18 protein-coding genes are annotated in these 16,664 nt (G+C 67.8%); 8 read left to right on the top strand and 10 right to left on the bottom strand.

Annotation, left to right across the window (positions count from 1 at the left end):
* From AW272_RS38360 to AW272_RS38380, 5 genes are read left to right on the top strand one after another with little or no spacing between them, the layout of a single operon-like run.
* The gene (locus tag AW272_RS38360) at positions 1-855 is read left to right on the top strand and encodes an ABC transporter ATP-binding protein (protein ID WP_066375642.1); all 855 of its coding nucleotides are present in this window, start codon (positions 1-3) and stop codon (positions 853-855) included.
* 35 nt (positions 856-890) lie between these two features.
* Entirely contained in the window at positions 891-1,649 is a 759-nt protein-coding gene (locus AW272_RS38365; protein WP_066375643.1) for an ABC transporter permease, read from the top strand.
* Positions 1,650-1,708: 59 nt separating this feature from the next.
* A complete protein-coding gene (locus tag AW272_RS38370; protein WP_066375645.1) occupies positions 1,709-2,479 on the top strand; it encodes a helix-turn-helix domain-containing protein in 771 nt (256 codons plus the stop codon).
* Positions 2,480-2,506: 27 nt separating this feature from the next.
* Positions 2,507-2,950, top strand: coding sequence for an SRPBCC family protein (locus AW272_RS38375; protein ID WP_066375646.1), 444 nt, complete (start codon positions 2,507-2,509; stop codon positions 2,948-2,950).
* Positions 2,951-2,960: 10 nt separating this feature from the next.
* Positions 2,961-3,704 carry a metallophosphoesterase gene (locus AW272_RS38380; RefSeq protein WP_066375647.1) on the top strand — a complete coding sequence of 248 codons (744 nt, stop codon included), beginning with the start codon at positions 2,961-2,963 and terminating at the stop codon, positions 3,702-3,704.
* Here AW272_RS38380 and AW272_RS38385 read toward each other — a convergent pair.
* Both AW272_RS38385 and dnaB read right to left on the bottom strand, forming a co-directional pair.
* Positions 3,686-5,074 (bottom strand): YncE family protein, encoded by a 1,389-nt coding sequence (locus AW272_RS38385; protein ID WP_066375649.1) that lies wholly within the window; start codon positions 5,072-5,074, stop codon positions 3,686-3,688. The two genes, AW272_RS38380 and AW272_RS38385, sit on opposite strands and share 19 nt — an antisense overlap.
* 222 nt (positions 5,075-5,296) lie before the next feature.
* Positions 5,297-6,658 carry a replicative DNA helicase gene (gene dnaB / locus AW272_RS38390; protein ID WP_066375652.1) on the bottom strand — a complete coding sequence of 454 codons (1,362 nt, stop codon included), beginning with the start codon at positions 6,656-6,658 and terminating at the stop codon, positions 5,297-5,299.
* A 261-nt stretch (positions 6,659-6,919) separates the two neighbouring features.
* Here dnaB and AW272_RS38395 point away from each other — a divergent pair, with 261 nt between their 5' ends.
* Entirely contained in the window at positions 6,920-8,230 is a 1,311-nt protein-coding gene (locus AW272_RS38395; protein ID WP_245657939.1) for an MATE family efflux transporter, read from the top strand.
* Positions 8,231-8,288: 58 nt separating this feature from the next.
* On the opposite strand, the gene rplI is transcribed toward AW272_RS38395, so the two are convergent.
* The 4 genes from rplI to rpsF form a co-directional block, all read right to left on the bottom strand.
* Positions 8,289-8,735, bottom strand: a complete 447-nt coding sequence (rplI, locus tag AW272_RS38400) for a 50S ribosomal protein L9 (protein WP_066375657.1) — start codon at positions 8,733-8,735, stop codon at positions 8,289-8,291.
* An 18-nt stretch (positions 8,736-8,753) separates the two neighbouring features.
* A complete protein-coding gene (gene rpsR, locus AW272_RS38405; protein WP_030452635.1) occupies positions 8,754-8,990 on the bottom strand; it encodes a 30S ribosomal protein S18 in 237 nt (78 codons plus the stop codon).
* Between the two features lie 60 nt (positions 8,991-9,050).
* On the bottom strand, positions 9,051-9,614 hold the full coding sequence (locus tag AW272_RS38410) for a single-stranded DNA-binding protein (protein ID WP_066375660.1): 564 nt from the start codon (positions 9,612-9,614) through the stop codon (positions 9,051-9,053).
* A gap of 68 nt (positions 9,615-9,682) precedes the next feature.
* The gene (gene rpsF, locus AW272_RS38415) at positions 9,683-9,973 is read right to left on the bottom strand and encodes a 30S ribosomal protein S6 (protein ID WP_066375663.1); all 291 of its coding nucleotides are present in this window, start codon (positions 9,971-9,973) and stop codon (positions 9,683-9,685) included.
* Between the two features lie 191 nt (positions 9,974-10,164).
* On the opposite strand from rpsF, the gene AW272_RS38420 reads away from it, so the two are divergent.
* Entirely contained in the window at positions 10,165-10,473 is a 309-nt protein-coding gene (locus AW272_RS38420) for a hypothetical protein (protein WP_066375666.1), read from the top strand.
* A gap of 114 nt (positions 10,474-10,587) precedes the next feature.
* Here AW272_RS38420 and AW272_RS43665 read toward each other — a convergent pair whose 3' ends face one another.
* Positions 10,588-10,764: a hypothetical protein gene (locus AW272_RS43665; protein WP_169807721.1), complete on the bottom strand. Its 177-nt coding sequence runs from the start codon at positions 10,762-10,764 to the stop codon at positions 10,588-10,590.
* Between the two features lie 111 nt (positions 10,765-10,875).
* On the opposite strand from AW272_RS43665, the gene AW272_RS38425 reads away from it, so the two are divergent.
* On the top strand, positions 10,876-11,646 hold the full coding sequence (locus AW272_RS38425) for a deoxyribonuclease IV (RefSeq protein WP_174551891.1): 771 nt from the start codon (positions 10,876-10,878) through the stop codon (positions 11,644-11,646).
* Between the two features lie 37 nt (positions 11,647-11,683).
* On the opposite strand, the gene AW272_RS38430 is transcribed toward AW272_RS38425, so the two are convergent.
* The 3 genes from AW272_RS38430 to AW272_RS38440 all read right to left on the bottom strand — a co-directional run.
* Positions 11,684-12,889 carry a glycosyltransferase family 87 protein gene (locus tag AW272_RS38430; RefSeq protein WP_066375668.1) on the bottom strand — a complete coding sequence of 402 codons (1,206 nt, stop codon included), beginning with the start codon at positions 12,887-12,889 and terminating at the stop codon, positions 11,684-11,686.
* Between the two features lie 3 nt (positions 12,890-12,892).
* Positions 12,893-14,236, bottom strand: coding sequence for a glycosyltransferase family 87 protein (locus AW272_RS38435; RefSeq protein WP_245657940.1), 1,344 nt, complete (start codon positions 14,234-14,236; stop codon positions 12,893-12,895).
* 69 nt (positions 14,237-14,305) lie between these two features.
* A partial coding sequence (locus AW272_RS38440; protein WP_066375670.1) for a transglycosylase domain-containing protein occupies positions 14,306-16,664 on the bottom strand: 2,359 nt, incomplete at its 5' end.

Raw genomic sequence — 16,664 nt, forward strand, 5'->3', positions numbered from 1 at the left:
ATGGCAATCATCACGGTTCAGAACCTGCGCAAGCAGTACGGCGACAAGATCGCCGTCAAGGACGTCTCGTTCTCCGTGGAAGCGGGCGAGATCTACGGCATCGTCGGGCGCAACGGCGCCGGCAAGACGACCACGGTCGAGTGCGTGGCGGGACTGCGGTCGCCCGACGGCGGGACCATCCACGTCGACGCCGACCTCAAGCAGCAGGTCGGGGTGCAGCTCCAGGAGAGCATGATGCCCGACAAGCTGCGCGTCGGCGAGGCGCTCGACCTGTACGCCTCCTTCTACGCCAATCCCGTCCCGGTGCAGGAGCTGCTCGACGAGGTGGGCCTCGACCCGAAGGCGGCCTTCGCCAAGCTGTCGGGCGGTCAGCGGCAGCGGCTGTCGATCGCGCTGGCCCTGGTGGGCAACCCGAAGATCGCGATCCTGGACGAGCTGACCACCGGCCTCGACCCCCAGGCCCGGCGCGAGACCTGGGACCTGATCACCCGGATCCGCGACCGCGGGGTGACGGTGCTGCTGGTCACCCACTTCATGGAAGAGGTCGAGCGGCTCTGCGACCGGGTCGCGGTCATCTCGAACGGCACCGTCCTGACCGTCGACACCCCTGAAGGCCTGATCTCCCGGACCGGCGGCCTGCAGCGCGTCACCTTCCGGACCACCGTCCCCGTGGACGGTCTCAAGAACCTGCCCGAGGTGCACTCGGTGACCGTCGAGGCCGGTCAAGTGGTCGTGACCGGCGACCAGAACGTCCTGCGCGCCATCGTCACGGCCCTCCCCGACACGGCCGTCTCCAACCTCAAGACCGAGACCAGCACGATGGACGACGCCTTCCTCGCCCTGACCGGCGAATAACACCCTTCCGAACACGTTCAAGGAGCTCTGCCATCATGGCCATCACCGTCCCCCAGGTCCGCCGGCTCACCTCCGTCGAGACCAAGCTCTACCTGCGCGAACCGGCGGCGATCTTCTTCGCGATCGGCCTGCCGATCGGCCTGTTCCTGATCCTCGGCGGCACGATCCCCGACTTCATGAAGGCCGACCCCGCCCTGGGCGGGCTACGCCCCATCGACACGCACCTGCCCGCGATGATGATCATTCTGTCGGTCCTGACCTGCGCGTTCTCGCTGCTCCCGACCGTGCTGGTCACATACCGGGAGCGCGGCATACTGCGCCGGATGTCGACCACACCGGTCAGCCCCATCACCGTGCTCGGGGTGCAGCTCGTGCTCAACGTCGCCACGACACTGCTCGCCACCGCGCTCATGCTCGTCACCGGCAAGCTCGTGTACGACGTCCCGCTCCCCCAGGCGCCGCTCGCCTTCGCCGGCGTGCTCCTGATCGGCATGGTGTCGTCGTTCGCCGTCGGGCTGCTGCTGGCGGCGCTGAGCCGCAACTCGCGGGTCGTCCAGGGCCTCGGCCTGGCCGTGTTCTTCCCCAGCCTGTTCTTCGCCGGCATGTGGGTGCCCCGTGAGCTGATGCCCGAGGTGCTGCGCAACGTCGCCGACTTCACCCCGTCGGGGGCGTTCGGCGCCGCCATCGTCGAGGTGCTGGCGACGGGCGGCGCCCAGTGGCTGCATATCGGCGTGATGGCCGCGTGGGGCGTCGTCGCCGCGGTCGTGGCCGTCCGGTTCTTCCGCTGGTCGTGATTTACCCGGCAGGTAATCGCCCGAATGACCACTCAGTGTCTACGTTCGGAGGTGTGACGATGACCGCAGTCGGCCCCCTGCTCCGCGAATGGCGGGAGAACCGCCGGCTCAGCCAGCTCGACCTGTCCACCGCCGCCGACATCTCCACCCGGCACATCAGCTTCCTGGAGACCGGCCGGGCCCGCCCCAGCCGCGAGATGGTCCTGCGCATCGCCGACTGTCTCGACCTGCCGCTCCGGGAGCGCAACCGGCTGCTGCTGTCAGCCGGTTTCGCCCCGGTCTACGGCGAGACCCCGCTCGCCGCCCCTCGGATGGCCGCCATTCAGGCGGCCATCCGGCAGGTCCTCACCGGCCACGATCCCTTCCCCGCGGTCGTGGTCGACCAGCGCTGGAACCTCGTCGACGCCAACGCCGGCCTCACCCTGCTCGCCGAGGGCATCGACCCCGACCTGACCGCCAACGTGCTGCGCGCCTCCCTCCACCCCGAGGGCCTGGCGCCGCGCATCGTCAACCACGGCGAATGGCGCGCCCACCTGCTCACCCGGCTGCGCCGCCAGATCTCCTTCACCGGCGACCCCGAGCTCTCCTCTCTGTACGAGGAACTGCGCGCCTACCCCTGCGATCAGCCCGAGCCCGAGGTGGAGTTCCCCGGGCCGGGCGACATCTTCATCCCGCTGCGGCTGCGCCACAAAGAGGGCGAACTGCGCTTCTTCAGCATCATGGCGACGTTCGGCACGCCCCTTGACGTGACCGTGGCCGAGTTGGCGATCGAATCGTTCTTCCCGGCCGACGATCACACTCGCCGGGAAGTGGCAGAATTCGCGAGATAAGATCACGTTCTACCCCGGAGGCCCAGCGTGCCGGACCAGGTGTTGAAGAACACGTTCCACATCGACGTCGAACCCAAGGTCGTCTTGGACCACCTGACGACCCCGGAGAACTACATCGGCCTCTCGCCGATCGTCGTCGCCGTCAAGGATGTGGACACCTCCACCCCCGGAGTCATCCGCTACGTCTCCATCGAGCGGTTCCAGTTCTTCAAGGTCATCAAGTGGGACAACCCCATCGCGGTCGAGCTCTTCAACGACGACAGCGCCGTGTGGGGAGACGTCAAGAGCCCTGGCGGGGTGCGCATGGCGTACCGATTCGACCTCAGCGCCGAAGGAACCAGGACCCGCGTGGACGACGTCCTCAACCTGTCCGCACCTTCTCTCCTCATGGGATTCGCCGCGAGCGAGGCCCGCAAGGTACAGATGGCACGAGCGCGCATTCTCGTCGAAAGACTGACAGGAACCGTCTAAGGAGCCCCAGATGATCGTCGTAGCCCATGTGAGCGACACCCACATCGACGGCGGCCCCCGCGCCACCGAACGAGCCGAACGGGTCATGCGCCACATCGACGGGCTGAGGGTCGACGCCGTGATCGTGACGGGCGACATCGCCGACCACGGAGCGCCGGACGAATACGAGATCGCCCGCGAGATCCTCACGACCCGGCACCCGACGATCATCTGCCCCGGCAACCACGACGCCCGCGGCCCGTTCCGGAAGGTCCTGCTCGACGGCGACGGATCCGACCCGGTGAACCAGGTGCTGCGGGTGGGCCCGGTCAGCCTCCTGCTGGCCGATTCGAGCATCCCCGGCCGCGCCGAGGGCCGGCTGGACGAATCCACCCTCGCCTGGCTCGACCAGACCCTCGCCGACACCCCCGGCAAGGCGTTCGTCGGGATGCACCACCAGGCGTCATCACTGCACAGCCCCTACGTCGACGGCATCGGCCTGCGCAACCCCGGCGACCTGGCCGACGTGCTCGGCCGGCACTCCAACGTGGTGGCGGTCTTCTCCGGCCACGCCCACACGGCGGCCGCCACCACGTTCGCCGGACTGCCCCTGCTGGTCGGTCCCGGCGTGGTGAGCACCGGCCTCACCCCCTATGAGTCCGACGACCGCATACCGGTCGCGATGGAGCAGCCGCCGGGCTTCGCCCTGCACATCTACGACGGCGAACACCTGGTCACCCACTATCGGGTGGTTCCTCACCAGACCTCGACGTAGGGCTCGCGCTCCCCCGGCACGACCGTGACGGCGCCCGAGTCGACGTCGATGCGCACCAACCGGCTGGAATCCCCGCCACACGGCGGCAATCCGGCGATCGGTGTCCTGTCCATCTCCTCAGCCTCCCGGTCGACCCCGACCAGCACGTGACGCCCGGTAGGCGCGGCCACCAGCGACTCGATGTGCCCGCAGTCGAGCGTGAGCAGCTTGCGGACCAGCCGCAGCCCGTCGTGCAGCACGACCGTCCGGGCCGGCCAGCCGAGCACCCGGACCTGCCGCCCGTCGGGGAGCACCAGCAGCGGACGGGTGAACTCGTGCTCGAAGGGCGCCGGAACGTGGGCGATCACCCCCGTGGCGACGTCGAGCATGGCCAGCGCGTTCACCGGGGCGCTCTCACTGGGCAGCGCGAGCCTCCGCTCGTCCAGCCACTGGACGCCCGAACCGCTGCCGGGCCATACCCGCTCCAGGGTGCCGACGAAATTCTTGGTGTCGGTCCCGTACGCGTACGCGATGCGGCCCTCCGGCGAGACCGCCAGCCCGCTGGGGCTGCCCTTGATCGAGGGAGTCAGCCGCTCGTCGACCGTGAACACACCGTCAGGGGCCATGGTCAGCCGGTAAAGGCGGAAGTAGTTGCCCGACGGGCTCACCAGGGCGGCGACGAACCGATGCGGCTCGACATCGCGGACGATCCTCGCGTAGCCGCCGTAGGTGGGGCTCGCGGCGGGCAGCCTGCTCACCGGCTTTCCCGTCTCCAGATCGAAGACGAACGGCCGGCCCCCACCGGCCACGGCGTAGCGGGGCGTGCCGTCGGCGTACTCCGGCGGAGCGGCCAGCAGACCCGGCAGCAGCGCGACCACCACGACGACGACCACCGCGGCCCCGGCCCTCCCCAGGTCGGCCGCCCTCGACCGCAGGCCCGCGCTCGCGAGCCCGGCCAGAATGACCATGACCGCAGGGGAGCACAGCCAGGCCAGGATCATCGCCGGAACGTCGAACGACGGCTGGGGGAGCTGGTCGTTCAGGCATTCCTGCCACATGAACGGCTCTTCCGGGGCCAGCCACTCGGCCGCCAGGCTCAGCCCGACCGGGAGAACCGCGACCGCGAGTCCCAGTGCCGCCACACCCGACTTTCCCGGCGACCTGAGCGCCCAGAACCCGATCAGGGCCAGCAGCAACGGCTGGGCCAGGGTGAACCAGCTCACGAGTGTCCCGGCCGCCGCGGCGGCGAAGCCGGGAGGCTGGAATTCCAGCGGCAGGGCGGACATGCAGACGACCGTGATGCTGGTCTGCTCGGCGAAGACCGGCAGAACCAGCAACTCCCACAGCGACAGTAGGACGGCTGCCCACCAGAAGTACTTCGCCAAGCGCATTCGGGGGACTTTCCGGACGTTCCGACAGAAAGCCCGAAGCCTAGCGATCACCTACGACAAAGATCGCCCGGGGCGGGCCGCCCTCGTACACCCGCCCAACTCGCCCAGCCCATGCCGGGAAGGCCGACATTCATCCCGTCTGGGCGGCGGAACCCCGGCGGATGAGCTGCGACCGGCGGCGGGCCAGAACTCAGAGACGCGGTGGATTCGTCCACGAATCTGTTAGTGGGCCGCCATGTCGACGAACCGGCTGTAGTGGCCCTGGAAGGCGACGGTGACCGTCGCGGTGGGGCCGTTTCGGTGCTTGGCCACGATCAGGTCGGCCTCGCCCGCGCGGGGGGACTCACGCTCGTAGGCGTCTTCGCGGTGCAGCAGGATGACCATGTCCGCATCCTGCTCAATTGACCCGGATTCACGTAGATCGCTCACTTGGGGGCGTTTGTCTGTTCGCTGTTCGGGACCTCGGTTGAGCTGGGAGATCGCGATGACCGGGACTTCGAGCTCCTTGGCCAGCAGCTTCAGCGCACGGGACAGCTCCGACACTTCCTGCTGGCGGCTCTCGGTCTTCTTCGGGGAGCTCATCAGCTGGAGGTAGTCGACGATCACGAACTTGAGGTCGTTGCGCTGCTTCAACCGGCGGCACTTGGCCCGGATCTCCATCATCGACATGTTGGGGGAGTCGTCGATGAACAGCGGCGCCTGCGCGACCTCGCCCATGCGCCGGGCCATGCGGGTCCAGTCGTCGTCGGTCATGGTGCCGGCCCGCATGTTGTGGAGGCCGACCCTGGCCTCGGCGGACAGCAGACGCATGGTGATCTCGTTTCTGGACATTTCCAGCGAGAAGACCACAGTGGTCATGTTGTGCTTGATCGCCGCGGAACGCGCGAAATCCAGCCCCAACGTGGACTTGCCGATGGCCGGACGCGCGGCCACGACGATCATCTGGCCCGGGTGGAGGCCGTTCGTGAGGGCGTCGAGGTCTTGGAAACCGGTGGGGACGCCGACCATGTGGCCGCCGCGGCTGCCGATCGCCTCGATCTCGTCGAGGGCGGCGGGCATGATCTCCGAGAGCGGCAAATAGTCTTCGGACGTGCGGCGCTCGGTGACCTTGTAGATCTCGGCCTGGGCGCGGTCGACCAGGTCGTCGACCTCTTCGTTCTGGCCACCGTAGCCGTAGGAGACGATGCGGGTGCCGGCCTCGATCAGGCGGCGCAGCACCGCCTGCTCGCGCACGATCTTCGCGTAGTAGCCCGCGTTCGCGGCGGTGGGGACGACTGCGGTCAGCGTGTGGAGATAGGCGCCGCCGCCCACGCGGCCGACCTCGCCGCGTCGCTGCAGGTCGCTGAAGACCGTGACGGCGTCGGCGGGCTCGCCCCGGCCGTAGAGGTCGGTGATGATCTCGTAGATGATCTGGTGGGCCGGACGGTAGAAGTCGTCGGCGCGGAGCACCTCGACGACGTCGGCGATGGCGTCCTTGGAAAGGATCATGCCGCCGAGGACCGACTGCTCGGCCTCGATGTTGTGGGGCGGAGTCCGTTCGAAAGACGGCTCGGAAGGCCCGCCGGAGAAGTCAACGACGCTCATTTGGCCCTCCCTCCTCGCTCGCACCCACTCTCATTTGTAGGCCACGCCTCCGACAGTTTCCCGCCACCTCACCCCATCAGCAACGCAGCCCTGTGGATAACCCTGTGGAGAACCTGTGGATGAAGGCCTCAAGGGTGTGGGTACCTTGGGGATTAGCCTGTGCATAACCTTTCCTCCATCCTGTGGATAACGCTCTGATCTGCTGAAATGTTATCCACTGCCTGTGGATAGAAGATTTTTCTTCCAGGCAGAATGACTTCCATGTCCCCCGACGATCGCGAGATCCTCCGGCTCGCCATCCCCGCGTTCGCGGCGCTGGTCGCCGAGCCCCTCTTCCTACTGGCCGACTACGCCATCGTCGGGCGACTCGGCACGGGCCCGCTCGCCGCCTTGAGCGTCGCGGGCACGATCCTGGCGACCGTCGTCAATCTATGCGTCTTTCTGGCCTACGGCACCACCGCCGCGGTGGCGCGGGGGATCGGGGCGGGTGCGCGTAGAGAGGCCGTCCAGCGCGGGATGGACGGGCTGTGGCTGGCGGCGGGCATCGGGCTCGCCGTGGTCGTGGTCTGCTGGCCGCTGGCACCCTGGCTGGTCGGCCTGGTAGGTGCCGAGCCGGGCGTCGTCGACGACGCCGTGACCTATCTGCGGATCAGTCTGCTGGGCGCTCCGGGGATGCTGCTCGTTCTCGCCGGTACGGGTGTCCTGCGCGGCCTCCAGGACACCATGACTCCCCTGGTCGTCTCGGTCGGCGGGTTCGCCCTGAACGCGGTGCTGAACGCCTGGTTCGTCCTGGGCCTCGACTGGGGCCTGGCGGGCTCCGCCTCCGGCACGGCCGCCGCCCAGACCCTCATGGCGGTGACCTATCTGGTCATGGTCGTCCGGGGCGCCCGCAGAGAGGGCGCCTCGACGCGCCCCGGCATCGCGGGCATCAAGGCGTCGGGCCTGGCCGGGCTCGCGATCCTGATCCGGACGCTCTGCCTGCGGATCGTCCTGGTCGTGGCCACCGTGATGGCGGCCCGGATGGGCACCGCCCAGGTGGCGGCGCACGGGATCATGTTCCAGATCTGGACCCTGCTCGCCTACGCCCTGGACGCCATCGCGATCGCCGGCCAGGCCATCATCGGCCGCCAACTGGGGGCCGGCGCGCTGGCGGACGCCCGGCGGGCGACGACCCGGATGATCCTGTGGGGCATCGGCTCGGGCGTGGTCCTCGGCCTCGGGCTGCTGGCCGCCGGGCCGTTCGTCCCAGTCCTGTTCGACGCCGACGCCCGCGTCACGGCCGCACTCATGTCGATCATCTGGATCGCGGCGGCGTTCCAGCCGCTCGCGGGTGTGGTGTTCGTCCTGGACGGGGTGTTGATCGGAGCCGGGGATCAGCGCTATCTGGCCTGGGCCGCGGTCGCGACCACGGTCGCCTTCCTCCCGTTCGCCCTTCTCGCCGGCACCCTGCCGGGCCTGTGGCTGGCCATGGGCGTCTGGATGGCCGCCCGCCTGCTCACCCTGGGCACCCGCGCCTATGGCTCGAAGTGGCTGGTCAGCGGCCCGACCGTGGCCAAGGCCCAGAACCCCTGAAGCCCGAACATGACAAAACCCCCTCCGGCATAGCCGGAAGGGGCTGTCGAAGGGCTGGCTAGATCGCCAGGACCTCGACGTCGACCGCGGCGGCGACCTCAGGGTGCAGCTTGACGCTGACCCGGTGGGTGCCGGTGGTCTTGATCGCGTTGTCGATGACAATGCGACGGCGGTCGAGCGTGGGGCCACCGGCCGCCTTGACGGCGTCGGCGATGTCGCCCGTGGTGATCGAACCGAAGAGGCGACCGGAAGCGCCGGCCTTCGTCTTCAGCTTGACCTTGAGGGCGCCGATCTGGCCGGCGACCTCCTTGGCCGTGCCCAGGTCCCGGATCTCGCGGGCGTCGCGCGCCTTCTTGATCGAGGAGATCTGGGTCTCGGCGCCACGGCTCCACAGGATCGCGTACTGGCGCGGGATGAGGTAGTTGCGGCCGTAGCCACTCTTCACCTCAACGATGTCGCCAGGAGCGCCGAGGCCGGAGACCTCAGTCGTCAGAATGAGCTTCATTTTCCCAAGGCTCCTTTCTTAGCGCGCGGTCGAGGTGTAGGGCAGCAGCGCCATTTCGCGGGCGTTCTTGATCGCGGTGGCGACGTCACGCTGGTGCTGGGTGCAGTTGCCCGTCACCCGGCGCGCACGGATCTTGCCGCGGTCGGAAATGAACTTCCGCAGCAGGCCCGTGTCCTTGTAGTCGACGTAGGAAATCTTGTCGTGGCAGAACAGGCAAACCTTTTTCTTGGGCTTGCGCAGTGCCGGCTTGGCCATCGTGGTGCTCCTTTCAGAGCCCCGCCGGAGGCGGGAATGGTCGCTCGGTGAACGGGTGGATTAGAAAGGCGGTTCGTCGCTGTAGTCGCCGCCGCCCTGAGGGCTGCCGCCGCTACCGCTGCCGCCGCCGCTGAAGCCGCCGCCGCCGCTGTTGCCGCCGCCCTGGAAGCCGCCGCCACCGGACGGGGCCGGGGCCGCCGAGGCCCAGGGGTCGTTGGCGGGGCCGCCGAAGCCGCCTCCACCGCCGCCACCCTGACGGGCCGTCTTGTTGACCTTCGCGGTGGCGTTGCGCAGCGAGGGGCCGACTTCGTCGACTTCAACCTCGTAGACGGTGCGCTTCTCGCCTTCCTTGGTGTCGTACGACCGCTGGCGCAGCCGGCCCTGCACGATCACTCGCATGCCGCGCTGGAGACTCTCGGCGACGTTCTCCGCCGCCTGTCGCCAGACGTTGCAGGTGAGGAACAGGCCCTCGCCGTCTTTCCACTCGTTGGTCGTCTTGTCGAGAAACCGCGGAGTGGACGCGATGCGGAATCGGGCCACCGCCTGCCCCGTGGGGGTGAAGCGAAGCTCCGGGTCGTCGACAAGGTTGCCGACGATGGTGATTGTGGTGTCGCCTGCTGCCATCGGTCGTTGCCTTTCGTATCCCGCCGACGTATCAGTCGCCCAGCGTAAAGCCAGGCTCCGACAAAACGTCAGTGAAGTTCGGGACGCAGCACCTTCGTGCGAAGAATGCCCTCATTGAGGTTGAGCTGACGGTCCAGCTCCTTGATCGTGGCCGGCTCGGCCGACATGTCGACGACCGCGTAGATGCCTTCGGCCTTCTTGTCGATGTCGTAGGACAGGCGACGACGACCCCAGACCTCTACCTTCTCGACAGTGCCACCGTCGTTGCGAACAACGGCGAGGAACTGGTCGAGTGAGGGCTGCACGGTGCGCTCATCGAGGGACGGGTCAAGGATGACCATCATCTCGTATCGACGCATGCGGAATCCAACCTCCTCTGGACTCTGCGGCCACGACGACTTGCCGTGACAGGAGGAAAAACACGCGTCCTTAGCAGACGCAGCCTGTCAAGGCTACCAGGGCAGCGGTTGTGTCCCGGCCCTCCCGGGAATCAACGAGGGAAGCTCGCGCTCTGAATCTGTCTGAACGACAGGAGAAGGGGGTGGCGCCAATGCCACACATCTTGGATCCCGTCGGCCGTGCCCGGCCCAGGCTCACGCTCAACACCGACGGGCGGCCTCACAGACTCCAGAACACCCTGTGCCTCTCGGTGTTCGCGATCGGAGTCCTCGCCTTCATCTTCGGGTTCATCGTGGTCCTGCACGTCCCGGCGTCGTGGCTGGGCGCGGTCGGCTTCCTCGGCGGGTTGTTCTCCCAGTTCATCTCGGTGACGACGCCGCAGCGGGTGCTCAACATCATCGGCATCGTCGGTTCCTTCGTCGGCGCCGGCCTGGGCATCGCCCACGGTGGATTCATCTAAGCGAGACGCGGACGGCCGAAGGCCGGCTGTGGCTCGCGCTGTGAACCTGCCTCAAAGACACGTCCAGAAAGGGCCGCGGCAACCGGCCGCGGCCCTTTTGCATGAACGGGGAAGCTATCCACCGATATGCAGATCCACTCCCAGCAGGACGAGGAACCACAGGAAGATCGAAAGAAGGGCCTCAGCGATGTCCCGCAGAATGCCGGGCGTGAGGTAGTCGTAGGTCCACGCCACGTAAATGCCGACCAGGATGTAGATCAGCAGGACGAAACTCCCGACCCGGTAGCGCATGTCGTCTCCTTATGTCGCGACGCGCGAGTCGCAGGGCGCGTCAACCGCACTCGCGACTGCCCGGACGATCACCTTTGAAACGCTCGTGAAAAGCCCGTTAGGCTCGAAGGCATGGTGCGAATCGGAGCTCATGTCGACCAGGACGACCCGCTGGCGCACGCCGCCGCCCGAGAGGCCGAGGTGGTCCAGTTCTTCCTCGGGGATCCGCAGGGGTTCAAGGGCCCGGTCATGCCCGACAGCGCCGACGCGATCCGCGACTCCGACGTCCAGGTCTTCGTCCACGCCCCTTATCTGGTCAACGTCGCCACGACCAACAACCGCATCCGCATCCCCAGCCGCAAGCTGCTGGAAGGCCAGCTCAAGGCCGCCGCCGAGATCGGCGCGACCGGGCTGATCGTGCACGGCGGCCACCTGAACAAGGGTGAGGACCCGCAGAAGGGCTTCGACAACTGGGCCAAGGTGTTCGAGCGGATGGACTGCCCGATCCCCGTGCTGATCGAGAACACCGCCGGCGGCGACAACGCCATGTCACGTCACCTCGACACCATCGCCCGGCTGTGGGACGCGGTGACCGCGAAGGCCCGCGAGCCGGAGAAGATCGGGTTCTGCCTCGACACCTGCCACGCCCACGCCGCAGGGGAGAACCTGGAGGGCATCGTCGACCGGGTCATGGCCATCACGGGGCGCATCGACCTGGTCCACTGCAACGACTCACGCGACGCGTTCGCCTCGGGCGCCGACCGCCACACCAACCTGGGCCACGGGCAGATCGACCCCGAGCTCATCCTGGAGATCTGCCGCCGGGCGGGCGCCCCGATCGTGGTGGAGACCCCGGGCGAGGGCCAGGCCGAAGACATCGCCTTCCTCAGGAAGAACCTTTAATCCACAGCCTGTGGATAAAGTCTGCGGATTCCCGGGATCAAGAAGTGGGTACGGCCTCGAGTTCCCGCCCATCGGCATCCTCGACCGGGCGGCGTGTGCTCGTCCACAACCGCCTGAACGACACCACCGCGGCGATCAGCAGAACCGCGTTGCGGGCGGCCAGCACGAGCGTGCCGGGCAGTTCGCCCTTCCACGAATAGTGTTCCTCGACCCACGGATAGGTGATCCCGGTCAGCAGCGTGGCCGCCAGCAGCAGCCACGCCACCGGCTTCTGGCTCGACCCCGGCACCGAGAACACCACGGCGGCCAGGCCGATGAGCCAGATCATGTACTGGGGTGACAGGACCCTGCTGGTCAGGACGAGGAACAGCACCGTCGTCAACGCCGCGTCGTAGAACGTGGCCTCGGTCGGGTGGGCCCGCAGCCACCACACGAGGAGCAGCCCGGCCGCGATCGGGGTGGCCAGCACGGCGAGCCGGGTGGCGGTCTCGACGCCCGTGCCGGCGAGTTCCATCGCGCCGTGCTGGTAGGTGGAGAAGCCGTCCCACAGCCCGAGGGCGCGCAGCAGCACGAACGGCGTCGCGGCCATCGACTCGACCTGGAGCCCGCGTTCCTGCTGGGCGGTCAGGAAGTCGAGCGCGTTGGGCATGACCAGCGCGGTCGCGCCGCAGGCCACCACGGTGGCGGCCAGCGCCGACAGGCCGCCGGTGAACAGGTCGCGCCAGCGGCGCATCCCGGCCAGCAGCGCGATCGGCCACACCTTGATCGAGAAGCCGATGCCGATGAACGCGCCCCGGACCGCCGGGTCGACGGACGCGGTCAGCGCGGCCATCGCGAAGATCGCCACCATCAGGTCGTAGCGGGCGATCAGCAGCGGCCCCAGCAGGATCGGCCCGAACACCCAGGCCCACACCGCCCCGAGCCCGCCGCCGGTACGCCGGCAGAACCGCCAGATCAGCAGCAGGATCCCCAGGTCGCACAGGATCGCGATGACGAAGAACGACACCAGGTAGTCGAGGAACGGCAGCAGGTGCGGCAGCAGCATCGGCACGGCCGCGAACGGCGGATACTGCCACTTCTCGTCGTTGTCCGGGAACTGGCCGGTGAGCAGGATGTCCGACCAGTCGGAGTAGAGCCGGATGTCGTTCTCGAACGACATCGGGAAGCCCACCGGGATGATCTGCATCGCGGCCAGGAAGATGAGGACACGGGTCAGCAGCCACACCGGCGCGGCATAGCGCATCCCTCAGCCCGCTTCGGCTTCGGCTGGGGCTTCGGCGGGGACCTTGGCGCGGCGACGCAGCACGAACCGGTCAGGGGCCTGATCGAACACCCCGCCCGCCTGGTCGTCGATCCCGGCGACCCTGACCAGGTCGCGGTCGGGCATCAGGATGTCGAGCACGACCAGCACCATCAGCCCGCCGACCGCCAGCGCCCGCGCCCACACGGCCAGGAAGTAGGGCCCGTCGCCGATGCCCTGCGCGGCGTGGGCCGGGTCCATCCCGACGAAGTAGAGCCAGATGGCGAAGAAGTACCAGACCTCGGTCACCTGCCAGACGGCCAGCGACGGCCACTTCGGCCGGGCGAGCACCGCGAAGGGCATCAACCACAGCACGTACTGGGGTGACCAGACCTTGTTGGTGATCATGAACGCGGCCAGCGCGAGGAAGCAGATCTGCATCAGCCGGGGCCGGGTCGGCGCGGTCAGCGTGAGGATCGCGATGCCGAGCAGCAGCACGCCCACGGCGATCATCGCCATCAGGTTCAGGTGCTCACCGTCGGCCAGCAGGCCCCACTGGTATTTCTGGAAGAAGAACCACAGGCCGCCCCAGTCGACCCCGCGCTCGCTGCTGAAGGTGTAGAAGCGGGTCCAGCCGTCGAAGTTGGCCAGCATGATCGGCACGTTGGCCAGCAGCCACACCCCGACCGCCGCGCCCAGCATCTTCAGGAACGGCACCCACTTGGCGGTGCGCACGGTCAGCAGGAAGATCGCCCCGAGGAACATCAGCGGGTAGAACTTGGTCGCGACCGCCAGCGCGAGCAGCGCCCCGGCCAGATAGTGGCGCTCACGCGCCCAGGCGAGCAGCCCGGCGAGCGCGAGCGCTCCGGCGGCCAGGTCCCAGTTGATGTACGCGGACAGGATGACCGCGGGTGCCAGGGCGTACCAGAGGGCGTCCCACTTGCGGGTCGGCCCGGCCAGCGCGGCCATGCACAGGACACCGATCACGAGGCTGATGCCCATGATGATCACGGTGATGTCGTAGAACGCGACCGCGTCGCCCATCGACAGGCGACGCACCAGCTCCATGATCCCGCCGATGCCGACGGGATATTCCACGTCGCCCTGAATGTAAGGGATCTTTCCTTCATTCAGGCCGCGGGCGAACCAGAGCGGATAGATGTCGGTGTAACAGAAGTTCGTGTACTGATCGATCCCGGAATTCCAGGCCCCGCCGAACCGGCAGGCCGACTTCCAGTAATAGGCCAGGATCGCACCCAACGAGGCCAGCAGCCCTAGCGGGACGTACGGAATGAGTCCGTTGGTCACCGCCGCGCGCGGCCCGGGGGCTTCTGTCGTCCGGGTCATCATGAGGCCATTCGATCAGGAGTCGGGGTGTCGCACTGTACCGGCGACACCCCGACCTAGACGAGTCCGGACCTAAGGCCGACGTCCGGCCGAAGCCGGATTGGCCTGCTGCTGTGCTGGTGTGGCAGGGGAGCTGAACGGGTCGTCGAACGGGACCTCGGCGCCCCCGTCGGGGATGTCGACCTCACAGTTCGGGCTGCCGGGGAAGCACTCGCTCTCGCCGGGCTGGCCGTCGTCCTCCCAGGGCACGCCGCCCTGAGGATCGTCGATGACCTCGTCCTCCGGCTTGGGCGTCGGGGTCGGGCTCGGCACGATGTCCTCGGGGGTGCCGATCCCGGCCTTCGGCGGGAAGTCCACGACTTCCTTGCTCTTGTGCGCCTCCAGCATGAACTCCCGCCAGATGCGCGTCGGGAAGCTCGCACCGGCGAAGCCCAGCGACACCTCGAAGGGCGTGCTGTACGGATTGGCCATCGTGAACTGGGGCGGGCTCTTCTCCTGCGACTTGCCCTTCCACCAGGGGCAGCGGGCGTTCACCGGGGGGACGACCTTGCCGGCCTTGGTGCGGCACTCCTCGCGGTACATGCCGACGGCGGTGGAGACCTGCGGGGTGAACCCCACGAACCAGGCCTCCTTCTCGCCGTTGTTGGTGCCGGTCTTGCCGCCGGCCGGACGGCCGATGCCCTGGCCCCCGGCCGTACCGGACTTGAGTACCTCTTCCAGCGCGACGACCGCGTCGGCGGACGCCTCGGGCGAGATGACCTGCTTGACCGGCTTGCGCTCGGGGAGCTTGAGCGTCTTGCCCAGGTAGACACCCTTGACGACGTGGTAGTTCACGTGTTTGCCGGCGTTGGCGAAGATCGAGTATCCGGCGGCCTGCTCGACCGCGGTGACCTGGGCCGAACCGATCGAGAACTGGTAGTGGTGCTCGTCGATGTCCTTGTTCATGCGGTCTTCGGAGAACCCGGCGTCGAGCACGATCTGCTTCACCGGGTCGAGCTCGCCGATCTTCCCGGCGTCCTGGTCGAGTTTGTAGGCCATCGAGACGTAGGCGGTGTTGACCGAGGCCGAGGTCGCGGTGATCGCGTTGACCGCCCCCGGGCCGCCGTGGTCGTTGGTGAAACCGCCCCTGGCCTGACCGGGGATCTCCTTCGGCACGGTCTCGTTGCCGGGCAGCCAGCTGTTCAGGCTGTAGCCGGCGTCCAGCCAGGCGGCCAGGACGTAGGGCTTGAACGCCGACGCGGCCTGCTTGGCCGAGTCGAAGGGCTCGTTCCAGTTGTCCTTGACGTAGTCGTCGCCGCCGTAGAAGGCGATCACCCGGCCGTTGGTCGGGTCGACCGCCGCCAGGCTGGCGTGCACCTCGCGGCTGTTGGGCACGCTCGACATGACGTTCTTGACGACCTTCTGGGCGGTCACCATGAGCTTGGGGTCGAACGTCGAGACGATCTTGTAACCGCCGCTCTGGATCTGGTCTTCCGTCAGACCACGCTCCTTGAGCTCACCGATGACCACCGAGACCATGTAGCCCTTCAGACCGCCCATCTCGTTGATGTTGGGGTCTTTGGTGGTCTTGGGGAACTTGGCGGTCTGCGGCAGCGTGCCGTACTTCGCCGGGTCGAGCTTGGCCATCGCGTTGACGACGTCCTTGAAACGGGACTGGAGCGCCGGGGCGTCCGCCTCCCAGTTCGGCGTCTGGATGCGGGCGGCCAGGTAGGCGGCCTGGTTCGGGTTGAGCTTGGCGGCGGTCGCCTTCTTGCCGAAGTAGGCCTGCGCGGCGGCCTCGATGCCGTAGGCCCGGCCGAAGTTGATCGTGTTCAGGTACTGCTCGAGGATCTCGTCCTTCTCCATCTCCTTGTTGATCTTCACCGCGACGAAGATCTCCATGACCTTGCGCTTGAAGGAGACCTCCTGGCTCAGGCCGTCGTAGTAGTTACGGGCCATCTGCTGGGTGATCGTCGAGGCGCCCTGGAGCTGCTGGCCGGTGGCGGTCATCCACACCGACCGGAACATGCCGGGGATGGAGATGCCCGCGTCCTCGCGGAAGGTGTCGTTCTCGATCGCGATGACCGCGTCCTGGAACGTGGGGGAGATCTTGGAGATGTCGACGATGACGCGCTTGGTGCCCAGGTGCGCGATCGGGGTCTTGCCGTCGGCGTAATAGACGGTGCTGCCCTGCGCGAGCGCCTCGGCCTGCGCGTCGTTCTTGTCGGGCACGGGGGTGTTCGCGTACGCGATCGCGATCATGCCGAACACGCCGGCGATGGTCACCGTGACACCCGCCACGACGATCTTCCAGCTCGGCACGAAGCGGCGCCAGCCGGTGCGGCGGCGTGGCTCGTCGTCATCGTCGAAGTCGTCGGGCCCCTGCGGGCCGCGCGGGCCACCGGGTCCGGCGGGTCCACCGGCGGGCAGCGCCTGCGGCGGGGCCCCCCCC

Source organism: Herbidospora mongoliensis, assembly GCF_001570545.1.
In the GTDB taxonomy this organism is placed as follows: domain Bacteria; phylum Actinomycetota; class Actinomycetes; order Streptosporangiales; family Streptosporangiaceae; genus Herbidospora; species Herbidospora mongoliensis.

Bases quoted from the DNA above. Each gene is read 5' to 3' on its own strand.
- AW272_RS38385 (WP_066375649.1), bottom strand. From the start codon at position 5,074: ATGCGCTTGGCGAAGTACTTCTGGTGGGCAGCCGTCCTACTGTCGCTG.
- dnaB (WP_066375652.1), bottom strand. From the start codon at position 6,658: ATGAGCGTCGTTGACTTCTCCGGCGGGCCTTCCGAGCCGTCTTTCGAA.
- AW272_RS38395 (WP_245657939.1), top strand. From the start codon at position 6,920: ATGTCCCCCGACGATCGCGAGATCCTCCGGCTCGCCATCCCCGCGTTC.
- AW272_RS43665 (WP_169807721.1), bottom strand. From the start codon at position 10,764: ATGCGCTACCGGGTCGGGAGTTTCGTCCTGCTGATCTACATCCTGGTC.
- AW272_RS38365 (WP_066375643.1), top strand. From the start codon at position 891: ATGGCCATCACCGTCCCCCAGGTCCGCCGGCTCACCTCCGTCGAGACC.
- rpsR (WP_030452635.1), bottom strand. From the start codon at position 8,990: ATGGCCAAGCCGGCACTGCGCAAGCCCAAGAAAAAGGTTTGCCTGTTC.
- AW272_RS38370 (WP_066375645.1), top strand. From the start codon at position 1,709: ATGACCGCAGTCGGCCCCCTGCTCCGCGAATGGCGGGAGAACCGCCGG.
- AW272_RS38360 (WP_066375642.1), top strand. From the start codon at position 1: ATGGCAATCATCACGGTTCAGAACCTGCGCAAGCAGTACGGCGACAAG.
- AW272_RS38430 (WP_066375668.1), bottom strand. From the start codon at position 12,889: ATGCGCTATGCCGCGCCGGTGTGGCTGCTGACCCGTGTCCTCATCTTC.
- AW272_RS38410 (WP_066375660.1), bottom strand. From the start codon at position 9,614: ATGGCAGCAGGCGACACCACAATCACCATCGTCGGCAACCTTGTCGAC.
- AW272_RS38380 (WP_066375647.1), top strand. From the start codon at position 2,961: ATGATCGTCGTAGCCCATGTGAGCGACACCCACATCGACGGCGGCCCC.
- AW272_RS38425 (WP_174551891.1), top strand. From the start codon at position 10,876: ATGGTGCGAATCGGAGCTCATGTCGACCAGGACGACCCGCTGGCGCAC.
- rpsF (WP_066375663.1), bottom strand. From the start codon at position 9,973: ATGCGTCGATACGAGATGATGGTCATCCTTGACCCGTCCCTCGATGAG.
- AW272_RS38420 (WP_066375666.1), top strand. From the start codon at position 10,165: ATGCCACACATCTTGGATCCCGTCGGCCGTGCCCGGCCCAGGCTCACG.
- AW272_RS38435 (WP_245657940.1), bottom strand. From the start codon at position 14,236: ATGATGACCCGGACGACAGAAGCCCCCGGGCCGCGCGCGGCGGTGACC.
- rplI (WP_066375657.1), bottom strand. From the start codon at position 8,735: ATGAAGCTCATTCTGACGACTGAGGTCTCCGGCCTCGGCGCTCCTGGC.